This is a genomic window from Flavobacterium omnivorum (assembly GCF_900099915.1).
Taxonomy (GTDB): Bacteria; Bacteroidota; Bacteroidia; order Flavobacteriales; family Flavobacteriaceae; genus Flavobacterium; species Flavobacterium omnivorum.
In genome coordinates this window covers 218,199-233,051 of the sequence record NZ_FNDB01000003.1, presented here as the reverse complement: position 1 = coordinate 233,051, position 14,853 = coordinate 218,199, and the positions used below count along the sequence as shown (strand labels likewise).

Genomic DNA, 14,853 nt, shown 5'->3' with positions numbered 1-14,853 from the left:
CTTTTGGTTGTTGATAACTTACCTCCATATTTACCCTAAAAAAAACTAAATTTGAAATTCAATTTTTGTGACTTTTATTAATTTTAAAGTGTTTAAATCCAGTTAAATACGCAGTTGGAATCATTTGATTTTGGCTCCCTCTCCTTCGGGGAGGGCTGGGGAGTGGATTATGTACTTAATATTCGATACTGAAACTACAGGATTACCAAAGCGTTGGGGCGCTCCTATTTCTGATACAGACAACTGGCCACGTTGTATTCAAATCGCTTGGCAGTTGCACGATGATATGGGGAAACTCGTCGAGCATCAAGATTATTTGGTCAAGCCTGAGGGTTTCAATATTCCGTATGATGCGGAACGAATTCACGGTATTTCAACAGAATTGGCGGAAGCCGATGGAATTTCTTTGAGTGAAGTTTTAGAAAAATTCAATATTGCTTTAGGTAAAGCCAAATTTATTGTGGGTCAGAATCTAGGTTTTGATATCAATATTATGGGCTGTGAGTTTTATAGAATGGGCGTTGAGAGCCAAATGAGTGCTATGCCTATTCTTGACACTTGTACCGAAGTTACCGCATCATTGTTAAAATTGCCAGGTGGTCGTGGAGGGAAATTCAAATTGCCTACATTAACAGAATTGCATTCTTATCTTTTCAACAAACCTTTTGGTGAAGCCCATAATGCAACCGCCGATGTCGAGGCGACTACACGTTGTTTTCTAGAGTTAATTCGACGTGATGTTTTTACCAAAGAAGAGCTGGATGTACCTGCTAGCTATTTTCAAGATTTTAAAAGTAAGAATCCAACAGAGATAAAACTCATAGGGTTAAAACATATCAATCTCAAGGAAGCTTCCGATAAAATTCGTCAGCAATTTGGAGAGAAGCAAGATCCAGCGGTTTCAAAGGCAGCACTTTCTGAGAATAAAAAAGTACTTGTGGACACGCCTTTTGTTCATTTACACAACCATACTCAATTTTCAGTTTTGCAATCTACTATTAGTATTGCAGCATTGGTGAAAGCAGCAGCGCAACAAAAAATGCCTGCGGTTGCCATGACGGATCATGCCAATTTAATGGGAGCTTTCCATTTTGTTCGGGATATTTTATACCATAATAAGGCGGCTGAAGCCAAAAATAAAGCGGCAATTGAAAACGGTGAAGAACCTACCGAAGTTCCGATGAAACCTATTGTGGGTTGTGAATTTTTTGTCTGCGAAGATCATAAAAATAAGTCGGTTAAGGATAATGGTTACCAAATCGTGCTTTTGGCGAAGACCAAAAAAGGCTATCATAATTTAGCTAAAATGTCTTCGATTGCTTACACAGAAGGGTTTTATTATGTACCCAGAATCGATAGGAATGTTATTCAGCAATACAAAGAAGATATTATTGTTTTGTCGGGAAACTTGTATGGTGAAATTCCAAATAAGATCCTCAACATAGGTGAAAATCAAGCTGAGGAAGCACTGATGTGGTGGAAAAATGAGTTTCAGGAAGATTTTTATATTGAGGTGATGCGTCACAATCAAGAAGATGAAAATCGCGTAAACGCTTCTTTAATTTCATTGGCAAGAAAACATGCTGTCAAGATAATAGCCACTAATAATACCTTTTACATAGACAAAGAAAACTCGAATGCACACGATATTTTACTTTGTGTGCGTGATGGTGAAAAGCAAACTACGCCAATTGGTCGTGGCCGAGGCTATCGATACGGATTACCCAATCAGGAGTATTATTTCAAGTCGGGAGACGAAATGAAGCAACTTTTCAACAATTTACCAGAAGCGATTTCGAATATTTCGGAAATTGTCGATAAGATTGAAATCTTTGATCTGGCACGTGAAGTTTTACTTCCAAAATTTGAAATTCCGGTGGAGTTTAATAATCCCGAAGACGCAGTTGATGGCGGAGTACGGGGCGAAAACGCCTATTTAAGGCATCTTACTTTTGAAGGAGCCAGAAGGCGATATGCTGAAATTACGGAGGAAATTCAAGAACGGCTGGATTTTGAATTACTGACTATCTCTAATTCGGGTTATCCTGGATATTTCCTAATTGTACAAGATCTTATTGCAGAAGCAAGAAGCATGGGAGTATCGGTAGGACCAGGAAGGGGTTCGGCAGCGGGCTCTGTGGTGGCTTATTGTTTGAAAATTACCAATATCGACCCGTTGATGTACAACCTGCTTTTTGAACGTTTCTTAAATCCGGATCGGGTGTCATTACCCGATATTGATATTGATTTTGATGATGAAGGACGCAGCAGTGTCATGGATTATGTGATTAGGAAATACGGGTCTAAACAAGTGGCGCAGATTATCACGTATGGAAAAATGGCGACAAAATCAGCGATTCGAGATACGGCTCGTGTACTCGATTTACCGCTATTTGAAGCCGATAAAATTGCGAAATTAATTCCGGGGATGATGCCTTCTAAGTGGAATTTGGCTCGTTTTTTAAATGAAAAAGAGGATGTAATTAAGAAAGCAGTTCGTCCAGAAGAATACGATAAAATTAAGGAATTAATAGGTCTTGCTAATGAAGATGATTTGGGTGGAGAAACCATTCAGCAAGCTAAAGTTTTAGAAGGAAACCTAAGAAATACAGGGATTCACGCTTGTGGAGTGATTATTACGCCAAGTGATATTACTGATTTTGTACCTGTGGCAACTGCCAAAGATTCCGATTTATATGTGACTCAATTTGACAATTCGGTAGTAGAAAGTGCCGGATTACTAAAGATGGACTTCTTGGGTTTGAAAACCCTGACTTTAATCAAGGATACGGTTAAATTAGTAAAATATAGAATGGGTATTGATCTGGATCCGGATACCTTTCCTATTGATGACTTGAAGACATACGAGCTGTTTCAGCGTGGAGAAACGGTAGGTATTTTTCAATATGAATCTGCTGGAATGCAGAAATATATGAAGGAATTGAAGCCGACAGTTTTCCCTGATTTGATTGCCATGAATGCACTGTATCGTCCTGGTCCAATAGCTTATATTCCTAGTTTCGTCAAGCGAAAAAATGGGGAAGAGGAGATTATTTATGACTTGGATGCTTGTGAAGAATTACTAAAAGATACCTACGGTATAACCGTTTACCAAGAACAAGTGATGCTTTTATCCCAGAAACTAGCAGATTTCTCCAAAGGGGATGCCGATGTTTTGCGTAAAGCGATGGGGAAAAAGCAGAAAGATGTTTTGGACAAAATGAAACCTAAATTTATCAGTCAGGCTGCGGCCAAAGGGCATGCCGAAGATAAACTGGAAAAAATTTGGAAAGACTGGGAAGCCTTTGCAGAATATGCTTTTAATAAGTCACACTCTACCTGTTATGCTTGGATTGCCTACCAAACTGCTTTTTTGAAAGCCAATTATCCAGCAGAATATATGGCAGCGGTTTTGTCTAATAATATGAGTGATATTAAACAAGTTTCTTTCTTTATGGAGGAATGTAAACGTATGGGGTTGCAAGTTTTAGGTCCAGATGTTAATGAGTCTTTTTACAAGTTTACCGTAAATGATGATTATGCCGTTCGTTTTGGTATGGGAGCTATTAAAGGAGTTGGTTCTGGAGCTGTGGCAACGATTGTAGAGAATAGAAAAGACGGAAAATACAAATCGATTTTTGATTTGGCCAAACGAATTGATTTGCGTGCGGCCAATAAGAAAGCAATTGAAAATTTAGCTTTAGCAGGAGGTTTTGATTCGTTTTTAGGAACTACGAGAGCGCAATATTTTCATGATGATGGGGATGGAATTACGTTTTATGAAAAAGCGATTCGGTATGGCTCAAAGTATCAGGAAAACGAAAATTCGTCGCAAGTAAGCCTATTTGGGGATGCGAGCGAAGTACAAATTGCAGAACCTATTGTGCCACCTTGTGAAGATTGGAGTACAATGGAAAAGCTCGCCAAAGAGAAAGAGGTGGTTGGTATTTATATTTCGGGACATCCGTTAGATGATTATAAATTTGAAATGAAATATTTTTGTAATGCCAGATTAGATGCATTGAGAAATATGGAATTACATCTGAGTAAAAATTTAACTTTTGGGGGAATTATCAATAATGTTCAACATCGTGTGGCCAAGAACGGAAAGGGTTGGGGGATGTTTACTTTAGAAGGTTACGATGAGAGTTATGAATTCCGGATTTTTGGGGAGGAGTATTTAAAGTTTCGTCACTTTTTTATTCAAAATAATTTCACATTCATGAAAGTATTAGTCAAAGAAGGTTGGACAGATCGAGATACAGGAAAAAAAGGAGAGCCGAGACTGCAATTTGTAGAAGTAAAGCAGTTGCAAGATGTTTTGGAAACTTTTGCCAAGAAATTAATTTTGCTACTTAATATATCGGATTTAGAAACTGATTTTATTCATAGACTAAGTCGTCTTTTTCAGGAGAATAAGGGAGATAATACGGTGTCTTTTGAAATCATGGAATTGGAAAAAATAAAGAGACTCGTTACTGTCGCTCCCATTGAATTAGAAAATGATGAGGTTAGTTTTGTTGATGTTAGTGAGGATGATCCTGAAATGGAAGTTTTGGAAATTCCAGGGAGTTCTAGTGCTGTAGCAAAAGTGGAAGAAGTTGAAGAGATAAAGGTGGTCACTAAATTGACTATGCCGAGTAGGAAATTGAAAATTAAAATCTCAAATGAATTATTAGTTGAGTTAGAGAAAATGCAGATTAACTTTAAATTAAATTAAAATCATAATTTTAATAAGATGAAAATTTTGAGAGCTTAAAAACTGATGATTTTGAAAATTATTTGTAAGGTGTTTGTTCTAGTAATTCCATTACAATTTATGCTTCAGATGTGTAGTTTTATTTTTATATCTAAACGTTTGCAATAGCTTGACTATTAAACTTTAATCATTTTTAACATATAATTGACTGTCTTTGTTATTAAATTTTAAGTAAAAATGAGTTATTTTTGTATAAATGATAATAAACGAAATTATGAAAAAGCAGTTATTTTTACTAGGGTTTATGATTTGTTCCATGACGATGATAGGGCAAACCGAAAAAAAGGAAAGTTGGTATTTTAAATTGGGCGGATCTTATTTTATGCAGACTGCTGCAACTGAATTTCCTACTGTAGGCGGACAAGCAGCATTAAGCAAGGTTTTTGTGGGTGGAAATTTAATTTCAGAAGAAAGTATTACAGGTTCTTTTGGGGAAGGTTTTAGAACTGGAGCTGGAGTGGGTTATCGTTTTACAGATCGTTTGGGTGTAGAAATGGGGATCAATTATTACAATAGTAATGACAAGACCATGGTGAAAAGAATAGATGACGGGTTAGTAACCTTGAGATCTGTGGGTCAGATTACAGCTTTTGATTTAGCTCCGGCTATTGTGTTATTTTTAGGTGAAGTGAAAGGATTTGAGACTTATTCAAAAGTAGGGGTGATTGTTCCTGTGCATGGTGATTTAACCATTAAAACAAACGCAGTTGTTGCGCCCGGTGTAAATGTGTATAGCAAAGATGTTATCAAACCCAATCCTACTTTAGGTTTTCAAGCCGCATTGGGGACTTCTTATAAACTGGCTAAAAACCTTTCTGCTTTTGCAGAATTAGAATACCGTAATTTTACCGTTCATGGAAAAGATAAAGAAACTACTGAGTTTACTGTTAATGGAACAGATCGATTAAATACGCGTACCACGGCACAGATTCATTCTAATTATTCTGATCGTTTGGATAGTAATTCGAATAATTCACAGTTTAATACGATTGATAGTACTAGGCCAACAGATGAGTTGAGTTCTTACGTTGGAATTAGTGGATTGGGATTAACCCTTGGAATGAAATACAGTCTGTAATAAAATAGTTTTGAAGTATAGATTGAAAAGCTGCCTGAAGAGGTAGCTTTTTTCATTTTGTAAAAAAACACTTTGCTTATTGAATTGAGTTTCTTGTAGTACAAAAAGGACTTTACCTACTAAGATGGAAATTTTTGCACTTTTTAGCGCGAATAGCGCGTGTTGAATTTTTAGGGAGAAGAAACCCATTGTTCATCAGGATAGATCGCATTAGAAAACAAATGGTATAATTTGTCCGATAATATAGATAGAAATTGGCAATAGATTAATAGTCAAAACTAATTTGTGAATAGTGTTTGATTTGTTTTTAATTTCTAAATTTGTATTCTAGTTTGAAACATTAAAATAATCAAACGATAAACTTTAAATTAAATATTATGGCATTAGCAATAACAGATGCTACTTTTGAAGAAGTAGTTTTGAAATCAGACAAACCGGTAATGGTAGATTTTTGGGCAGCTTGGTGTGGACCATGTAGAATGGTAGGTCCAATCATAGATGAATTAAGCAATGAATACGAAGGAAAAGTTGTTATAGGGAAAGTAGATGTTGATGCAAATCAAGAATTTGCAGCTAAATATGGAGTAAGAAACATCCCGACTGTATTGGTTTTTCATAATGGAGAAGTTGTAGGTAAACAAGTAGGAGTAGCTCCAAAGCAAACGTATGCAGATAGTTTAGACGCGTTGTTGTAATCGGTAGATTATGATTTATATAGAATCCTTTTGGGTTCAGAGAGAAGGTTTGGCGAAAGTCAAACCTTTTTTTTGTTTAAGCGGAATTGATTTAAGCTTCTTGATTAAGTTTTGTTTGAGTAATTTTTTAATCATTTAATCTTTTAATATATTTGGTAGATGAAGATCGAATCGCAAATAGAGAAAATTTCTAGTTTCCAGCATCTGGAGCTATTGGCAAATCAGGTTGTGGAAGGTTTTATTTCAGGAATGCACAAAAGCCCATTTCATGGCTTTTCAGCAGAATTTGCTGAACATAAAGTGTACAATGTTGGCGAAAGCACCAAGCACATTGATTGGAAGTTGTTTGCCAAAACGGATCGTTTGTATACCAAACGGTTTGAGGAAGAGACAAATTTGCGTTGTCATATTATTATCGATAATTCGTCATCGATGCACTATCCGGTATTAACGAAAAGCCAGCCGTTTTTTGAAAATAAGATAGGGTTCTCGGTCTTGGCTTCGGCGGTTTTAATGAACTTGCTGAAGAAACAACGTGACGCTGTAGGCATAAGCGTGTTTTCGGATACTTACGAGTACTACGCGCCTGAAAAAGGCAGTGATCGCCATCATCGAATGATTTTAAATGCTCTTGAAGGACTGCTAATAAAACCTGTGGTTCAAAAAAGTACCGATACGATTACATTTTTACATCAAATAGCGGAAAAGATTCATCGACGCTCTATGATTATCTTATTTACGGATATGTTTCAATCTGGAAATGAAGAAGCACTGTTTAATGCATTGCAACATTTGAAACACAATAAACACAAAGTAGTCTTATTTCACGTCGTGGATAATAAAACAGAGTTAAATTTTGATTTTGATAACGCTCCAAGGAAGTTTGTCGATGTTGAAACAGGTGAGGTAGTAGCTGTTTTTGCAGATAATATAAAAGAAGAATATGAAAAACAGATAGAAAGTTACTTTAAAAAGTTGGCCCTGACTTGTTCTCAGAACAGAATAAAGTACATTCCGGTGAGTGTGCATGAAAGTTTTGAAAAAATATTAATGACATACTTGGTTGAAAAACAAAACTTTGGATAAAACGAGGAATATTTATCAAATATTTTTTCAAAAAACGCTTGTGCAAACGGAAATCTATTGTATCTTTGCCACCGCAATAACGCAGAGGTTTGGTAGTTCAGTTGGTTAGAATACATGCCTGTCACGCATGGGGTCGCGGGTTCGAGTCCCGTCCAGACCGCAATATTGGGGAAAGCCTTTCGTAACAGAAAGGCTTTTTTGCCCCTTAAGGTTTTTAACGTTAGTTGTGTTGTTTGCTACGAATTTGTAACTCGTAGCGGGTTTAGTAGTTAGACCAATGAAAAGCTTTTCGCCTCGGCGAATAGCTTTTTTGATTTAAAATAAAGGATGTTGGTTAGTAAACATGTCTGTCATCTCGATGTTTGGGAGGAGGCAGTTTCTGAAGAATTCTTGGAAAAGAGCAGTAGAGCATTGCAGATTAAAAAAAAATTACTGGTTTGGTAGTTCAGTTGGTTAGAATACATGCCTGTCACGCATGGGGTCGCGGGTTCGAGTCCCGTCCAGACCGCTAGTAAGAAAAAAGTCTTTCGTAACCGAAAGGCTTTTTTGCTTTTGATAACTTTAGTAAACAGGAATGGTAACGAAAATGCATCAAGTACAAAACTTTCTGATTTGGATATCAATCTAAAATGCAAAAACCAATGTTTTACTATTTCCCCAAAACTTTTAGTACTAATCCAAATATACTGGATTAAATAGGCGAAAATTATCTTTTTAAATTCATACCTTTATAAATCATTTTTATACTTGCAGATTTGTCATAAAAAAAGGACAATCATTACAATAGTTCCTGTTTTGTTGATTGTTCAATCTAAAAAATGCATGTAATCTTTATTTGATTTTAAAATTAATAGGTATGGGTTTTATAATTATTTTTTTAACTTTTTGGGGAATGGAATTTATGGCTTGGCTTACACACAAATATGTAATGCATGGTTTTTTATGGAATTTACATTTTGATCATCATACCCCCAACAAGGAAGTCTTTTTTGAAAAAAACGATGCTTTTTTCCTAATTTATGCAATTCCATCTTGGTTGTGCATTATGTTGGGTTCAATGTACGGTTATTGGACAGTGATGTATATTGGTTTTGGTATATTAGCGTATGGATTAGCTTATTTTTTAGTTCACGAAGTCTTTATACATCAAAGATTTAAATGGTTTAGAAACACTGAAAATGTTTATTTAAAAGCGATTCGTAGAGCGCACAAAGTGCATCATAAACATAGGGGGAAAGAGGAAGGCGAGTGTTTTGGAATGTTGATTGTTCCCTGGAAGTTTTTAAAACAAGAGCTTAAAAAAGTAAATGTTTAAAATGGGAAGTTTATAAAATAGTGCTCAACAATTTTTTCTTAGCTTATCTTTTTAATCATGAATATTTTCAACAGAACCGCAGTTTCTAGTCTGGAAAACTCATCGTCAAAACTATATTTTTCATCGACATTTTTTTAATAGTAAAACCTTTATGAAGCAGGCAATCATTGTTGGTTCTGGAATTTCGGGACTAGCCGCGGCAATTCGATTGCAAAACAAGGGTTACGCTGTTCAAGTTCTTGAAAAAAACTCTTATCCTGGTGGAAAGCTAACCCAAATTAGTGGGAATGATTTTAGGTTTGATGCTGGACCCTCGCTTTTTACTATGCCTAATTTAGTTACTGAACTTTTTGATCTCTCTGGAAAAAAATCGTCTGATTATTTCAATTTTGATCAACTTGATGTTTTATGTAATTATTTTTATGAGGATGGAACACAGATTATAGCAAGTTCAGATATCGATGCTTTTGCAGCAGAAATGGAACGAAAAACAACTGATTCTGCCGAAAAGGTGAAGAAGCATTTAAATAAAAGTGCTTTTATTTATGGTGCTACTAAAGATCAATTTCTAAACAAATCACTTCATAAAATAAATTCATTTCTTTCTTTTTCGACTTTAGTTGCTATAGTCAAGATGCCGTTTTTGAATATTTTTAATACAATGAATCAGGTCAATGAAAATACCTTTACCGATTCGAAAACGATTCGGTTGTTTAACAGATATGCCACCTATAATGGATCAAATCCATATAAAGCGCCAGGGATATTGAATATAATTCCGCATTTGGAGTTTGGTCTTGGTGCTTACTTACCTCGAGGCGGTATGCACGAGATTACTAATAGCTTAGTAAAACTAGCCATAGAAATTGGTGTTGAATTTCATTATAATCAAGAAGTTATTGCGATTGGAACTGAAAATAATTTGGCAAAAAGTGTTACTACAGCTTCTTGTATTTACGCTGCTGATCTTGTTGTATGTAATGCTGACATTCATACTGTTTATGAAAAATTAATTCCTTCTGCAAAAAAATTAAAAGAGGTAGATAAACAAGAACGATCGAGTTCTGCACTTATTTTTTATTGGGGAGTTAATAAAGAATTTCCGCAATTAGATGTGCATAACATTATGTTTACAGAGGATTATAAATCGGAATTTGATCATATTTTTGAAGCCAAAACAATCTACGAAGATCCCACTATTTATATCAATATTACCAGTAAAAAAAATGAAGGAGACGCTCCCAAAGGAAAAGAAAACTGGTTTGTAATGATTAATGTCCCGTCCGTTTACGGTCAAGATTGGGATAGTTTAATTGCCGAAGCTAGAAAAAATATTTTAAGCAAAATTTCAAGAAATTTAGGTGAAAGTATAGAGGAACTGATCCAATTTGAGCAACAATTAACTCCACAACTCATACAAGATAAAACATATTCGTATAAAGGTTCTCTATACGGGACATCTAGCAACAATAGGTTTGCCGCTTTCTTTCGCCACAAGAATTTTTCTTCGCAGTACAAGAATCTATTTTTTTGTGGTGGTAGTGTGCATCCAGGTGGTGGAATTCCTTTAGCTTTATTATCTGCAAAAATTATTGATAAACTCGTAAAATGATAAAAACCATATCAATAGAAAATCGTTGGATTGGGATTTTGCTGTTGTTCTATTTTTTTGGAACACTCGGAATAGCGCTGCATGAATTTAAAAATTTATTTTTGCCACTTACACCTCTTAATTTATTGCTAACACTATTTGTTTTTTACAAAGTTAATAATGATTTTAGTAAAAAGTTTTTAAACCTATCGTTGCTAATTTTTTTGATAGGATTTACAGTTGAGGCAGTTGGAGTTGCGACAGGTGTATTATTTGGGAGCTATTCGTATGGTAATTTATTTGGATTTAAAGTTTTTGAAACTCCCTTAGTGATTGGTGTCAATTGGTTATTTTTATCATTAAGTTCTTATGGTTTCGTTCAATATTTTACTAAAAAGCCATTTTTATTAGTCATTTTCCCTTCTATTATGATGACTGCCTTGGACTTTTTCATTGAACCGGTTGCTATGAAATTGGGCTTTTGGGGTTGGGAAAATAGTGTAGTTCCATTTCAAAACTACGTGATGTGGTTTGCAACCAGTAGTTTTATTCATGGGTTGATTTACTTTTTTCGTCCTAAAATAAATCCTAAAATTAGCGTGGTTATTCTACTTGCACAATTTGTCTTTTTTGTTGCATTGTATTTTTTAATCACTTAAATCTAAGTGTCGAATAAAAAAGTATTTGCAACCTATATTCCTAACTTCCAACTATAATTAATTAGAAATTATTTGATCATGAGCAAACAAATTAGTACAATTACCTTTTTTAGATATGCTTCTTTTAGCGATAAAGCTTGGGGTTTTGGTATGATGCAATTCGCTAATAAAGATTTAAAAAAAGTAAAGGGTTTGACTTTCTACAGATTGATGGGTAGTGGAAAAGGAAGAGGTTTTAACCCTATGCCTGATTGGTCAGTTTATTGTTTACTACAAGTTTGGGAATCAGAAGCAGCAGCCCAAACCTTTTTTACTTCTTCTGATTTGATTAAACAGTATGAGAAACATACAGAGGAAATATGTACACTTTACATGAAAAATATTTCAGCAGTTGGGACTTGGGTTGGTAAAAATCCTTTTGAAAAAGGGGCGGAACTAGAGCAAAATTTACCAATTGCAATTATTACTCGAGCAACCATAAAATGGAATTGGCTTGTAAAGTTTTGGAAATACGTTCCCACTTCTGAAAAAGGTTTAGACGGAAATGAAGGCTTGATCTACACTAAAGGTGTAGGTGAGGTTCCCATTATTCAGATGGCAACTTTCAGTTTGTGGAAGGATTTTGAATCGGTAAAACAATTTGCATATAAAAGCAAGCAACATCAAGAAGCCATTAAGAAAACACGCCAATATGAATGGTATTCAGAAGAACTTTTTTCTAGGTTTCAACCCTATAAATCATCCGGAACTTGGGAAGGTAAAGATTTGTTAAGTTTATAAAATTCGTTAATTTGGTGTTGCAATTACGGTCATAATGCCGAGAGATGATTTCTTTTCCATCCATTTTTTGGGCATGAATTGTACCATTCCAACCATAAAGTTCCAAAATTCGTCTTCCATATTTTTATCCCACTGTATTCCCTTTTTTTCCATTTCGCTCATCCAATAGAGCAGGTAAGGATCCATGGTGCCATGAGTTAATAGGTTGGTGACTTTCCATCCGCTTTTATTAAGTAATATTTCGATGTTGTTAGGAGAAAATAATGAAATATGACGCGGTGTGTGCCAACCAGCCCAATTTTCGTTGTATTTTTTTCGACTAGCAGAATCGAAATTGGGAACTTCAATAACAAGTGTTGTTGATGGTTTCGCAATAGATTTTAAATAGGTGAGATTTTCTAATGGGGTGTAGTCGTGCTCCAGATAATGCCACATCGTGATAACATCGGGCTGCAAATTACTTGGTAACTCTTTAATTTCTGCTACTCGCAAATCTAATCCTTCAAAGCTGGCCTCTTGCTCTTTCCATCCTTCGTCGCTAAAGTCAATCCCCATTGTTTGGCAATGTAACTTTTGTTGACACGCTTTCAAAAAAGAGGGTTTACCACAACCAACATCCAAAATTAAAGACTCTAATGAAATGAAATGAGCATCTCTTACCCGCTGCACCCGTTTTAAATCTAACTTTTGCTGGCTTCCTTCAACTAATTTTTCAAATTTCCCCCACGCTTCAGAACCTCTGTAAGGCAGGTAATGAGAAGTGTAATAGTTTTTTAACACGTCTAATTCTACTCTTGGGTTTAAAAAAACCAGTTGACATTCGGCACACTGATCAAAATTAAATAACTCTTTGCTTGAATGCATTTGAGCTGTCGTTTGAATAAAAGGATTAATAGTCTGCGAGTTGCAAATGGGGCAATTGTGAAGTTGGTGCATGATATAGTCCGTAATTTTTTATAGGTTTAATTGATATTTTTGAAAATTAAAAATGGTATCGCACGATAATTTAAATTTTTAGAATAAAAAAATTTTATCTTAGCTTGTTAAAAATATCATTTTACAGATAAATTAATGTTTCTTTTTTTTAATGTTGAAATTTCAAAAAGCATAGCGCCTTACATTGGTCAAAGTTCAAACTTTAACTTCGTTATTTTAGTTATTAAAGCCAATTTAATATTCATCTAAATTAGCAAAAAATTTTATCTTGATTACTAAAAAGGAAAGCATTCTATCGCAGTTGGTGATTCCGACAGCTATTTTTCTGATAAAATAATATTTAGCATGATTAAAATAGTAATCTTCAATTTGTTTTTATCACGAGTGGATTAACAATAAAGTATGTAAGGAAACTTTTGCCGCCTTGTAAATAGTGACACCTCCCTTTTTTGAAGCTGTTAAAATAGTTCAGATTTATAATGCCAAACAATCGAGCTGTATAATCCCAGAAAAAGTACGCAAATCAAAAACTTCATAAAAGTAGACGCTAGAAACCCAACAAAAGACCCTGCGGCTGCTTTCAACGCTCTGTTGTGGTCTTTGTAATCAAAAATAAGTTCTCCTATCAAAGCACCCACAAACGGACCTATAAGGAAGCCAAAAGGAATGGGAGTAATAATCCCAACAACTAAGCCAATGTTTGTCCCCCAAATACCGTAAGAACTGCCTCCAAATTTTTTAGTGCCTTTAGCCGGAATCACGTAATCCAAAACGGATACAATTACAGTAATAACCAAAGTAATCCCAAGAATCCAATAATTAGCAGGAACAGCATTTGTAAAATAGAGTAGTGCTAAACCAATCCAGCTCATACTTGGCCCCGGCAAAACTGGTAAAAAACTCCCTAATAAGCCTACCATAATGCATACGAAACCAAGAGTTAAAAGTAAGATGTCCATAAATTTATTTTTAGTAATTTTGACAACATAAAAGCAACACGGATGTATCAAATAAATGGAATTAAATTAATACAATTATTGACATTATCGCTTTTCTTTTCTATTTCTTCACTAAAGGCTCAGGAAAAAAAGGAAGCGGATGCCGACATGGTCTTGAAAGAGACTATCTACAATGAAAATAGGGTAAAAGTATTAAATTTTTCATTGAAAGACTTTGATGCACTTTTTTTTGAATTTTTTGACAAAAAAGCCAGTACTGATGTAGTTTTGACAAAGCAGGAGTACTTTAAATATACCATTCAAATTGCTATTTTCTCAGACCGATTGGCAGCTTTGTATCCTGATCAAAAGGAAATTGCCGATACAAACAAAAAGAAATGGTTCGCTGAATCCTACGAAGATTATTTAATTTACAAAGCATCTCAAAAAAAATAATTGTATTTTTATAAAATATTAGTTCCATTGAAAAATAAAACCTTGAAGCACTATTACCTCTTTTTAGTATTTATATTTTTTAATTCCTGTCAATACTTTGACAAGCAAATTCCTTCCGAAAAGGAATTGCTGCAAAAGGAACTGAAATCCATCAACTGGAAAGAAGTTGATGAATATCCATCGGTAGTAGATTGTGAAAAAATAGACAATAAAGCGCAACGTCAGCAATGCTTTTTTGAAGTTTTAACGCAACTAATTCAAGAAAAACTAAGCGTTGACACCCTTTCAGTTCTTTATCCGGAATTAGATACCATTGAAGTGAAGGTCACAATTTTCCCTAATGCTACTATGCAATTTGAACCACAATTCCCCAAAGATTCGGTGGCTTATGACACGATAAAAATTGATAGTATCTTGAAGGCACGTTTGATTGATTTTCCTAAAATTAATCCAGCCATTAAGCGCGGAATTCCTGTAAAAACGCAATTTATTCTTCCAGTGATTCTCAAAGTGGAGTAGGTTTTTTTGGAGCTATTTCCAGCTGTTCACTGTATCTTTTT

12 protein-coding genes and 2 tRNA genes are annotated in these 14,853 nt (G+C 34.9%); 12 read left to right on the top strand and 2 right to left on the bottom strand.

The annotated features are described in order from the left end of the window. Positions 1 to 169 precede the first annotated feature (169 nt). The 10 genes from dnaE to BLS90_RS04710 all read left to right on the top strand — a co-directional run bounded on the left by dnaE (position 170) and on the right by BLS90_RS04710 (position 11,963). Entirely contained in the window at positions 170 to 4,720 is a 4,551-nt protein-coding gene (gene dnaE, locus BLS90_RS04760) for a DNA polymerase III subunit alpha (RefSeq protein ID WP_091255835.1), read from the top strand. Between the two features lie 253 nt (positions 4,721 to 4,973). After that, a complete protein-coding gene (locus BLS90_RS04755) occupies positions 4,974 to 5,837 on the top strand; it encodes an outer membrane beta-barrel protein (RefSeq protein WP_091255832.1) in 864 nt (287 codons plus the stop codon). A gap of 377 nt (positions 5,838 to 6,214) precedes the next feature. Beyond that, positions 6,215 to 6,532, top strand: coding sequence for a thioredoxin (gene trxA / locus BLS90_RS04745; RefSeq protein WP_066083169.1), 318 nt, complete (start codon positions 6,215 to 6,217; stop codon positions 6,530 to 6,532). A gap of 159 nt (positions 6,533 to 6,691) precedes the next feature. After that, positions 6,692 to 7,618, top strand: coding sequence for a DUF58 domain-containing protein (locus BLS90_RS04740; protein ID WP_091255826.1), 927 nt, complete (start codon positions 6,692 to 6,694; stop codon positions 7,616 to 7,618). 86 nt (positions 7,619 to 7,704) lie between these two features. Then, positions 7,705 to 7,778: transfer RNA gene (locus BLS90_RS04735), tRNA-Asp, on the top strand. A 274-nt stretch (positions 7,779 to 8,052) separates the two neighbouring features. Then, positions 8,053 to 8,126 (top strand) — tRNA-Asp (locus BLS90_RS04730). Positions 8,127 to 8,474: 348 nt separating this feature from the next. Then, entirely contained in the window at positions 8,475 to 8,933 is a 459-nt protein-coding gene (locus BLS90_RS04725; protein WP_091255824.1) for a sterol desaturase family protein, read from the top strand. A gap of 151 nt (positions 8,934 to 9,084) precedes the next feature. Beyond that, positions 9,085 to 10,545 carry a 1-hydroxycarotenoid 3,4-desaturase CrtD gene (gene crtD / locus BLS90_RS04720; RefSeq protein ID WP_091255823.1) on the top strand — a complete coding sequence of 487 codons (1,461 nt, stop codon included), beginning with the start codon at positions 9,085 to 9,087 and terminating at the stop codon, positions 10,543 to 10,545. Continuing rightward, entirely contained in the window at positions 10,542 to 11,183 is a 642-nt protein-coding gene (locus BLS90_RS04715) for a carotenoid biosynthesis protein (RefSeq protein WP_091255821.1), read from the top strand. Before crtD ends, BLS90_RS04715 begins: the two co-directional genes overlap by 4 nt. 78 nt (positions 11,184 to 11,261) lie before the next feature. Next, positions 11,262 to 11,963 carry a DUF3291 domain-containing protein gene (locus BLS90_RS04710; protein WP_091255819.1) on the top strand — a complete coding sequence of 234 codons (702 nt, stop codon included), beginning with the start codon at positions 11,262 to 11,264 and terminating at the stop codon, positions 11,961 to 11,963. Between the two features lie 6 nt (positions 11,964 to 11,969). Here the strand turns inward: BLS90_RS04710 and BLS90_RS04705 are convergent, their stop codons facing one another. Together BLS90_RS04705 and BLS90_RS04700 are read right to left on the bottom strand one after the other, a co-directional pair. Beyond that, entirely contained in the window at positions 11,970 to 12,827 is an 858-nt protein-coding gene (locus BLS90_RS04705) for a class I SAM-dependent methyltransferase (protein ID WP_245705045.1), read from the bottom strand. A 530-nt stretch (positions 12,828 to 13,357) separates the two neighbouring features. After that, positions 13,358 to 13,858 carry a DUF456 domain-containing protein gene (locus BLS90_RS04700; RefSeq protein ID WP_091255816.1) on the bottom strand — a complete coding sequence of 167 codons (501 nt, stop codon included), beginning with the start codon at positions 13,856 to 13,858 and terminating at the stop codon, positions 13,358 to 13,360. A gap of 42 nt (positions 13,859 to 13,900) precedes the next feature. On the opposite strand from BLS90_RS04700, the gene BLS90_RS04695 reads away from it, so the two are divergent. Both BLS90_RS04695 and BLS90_RS04690 read left to right on the top strand, forming a co-directional pair. Beyond that, positions 13,901 to 14,293: a hypothetical protein gene (locus BLS90_RS04695; RefSeq protein ID WP_091255814.1), complete on the top strand. Its 393-nt coding sequence runs from the start codon at positions 13,901 to 13,903 to the stop codon at positions 14,291 to 14,293. Between the two features lie 42 nt (positions 14,294 to 14,335). Then, entirely contained in the window at positions 14,336 to 14,812 is a 477-nt protein-coding gene (locus BLS90_RS04690; protein WP_091256079.1) for a hypothetical protein, read from the top strand. Positions 14,813 to 14,853 lie beyond the last annotated feature (41 nt).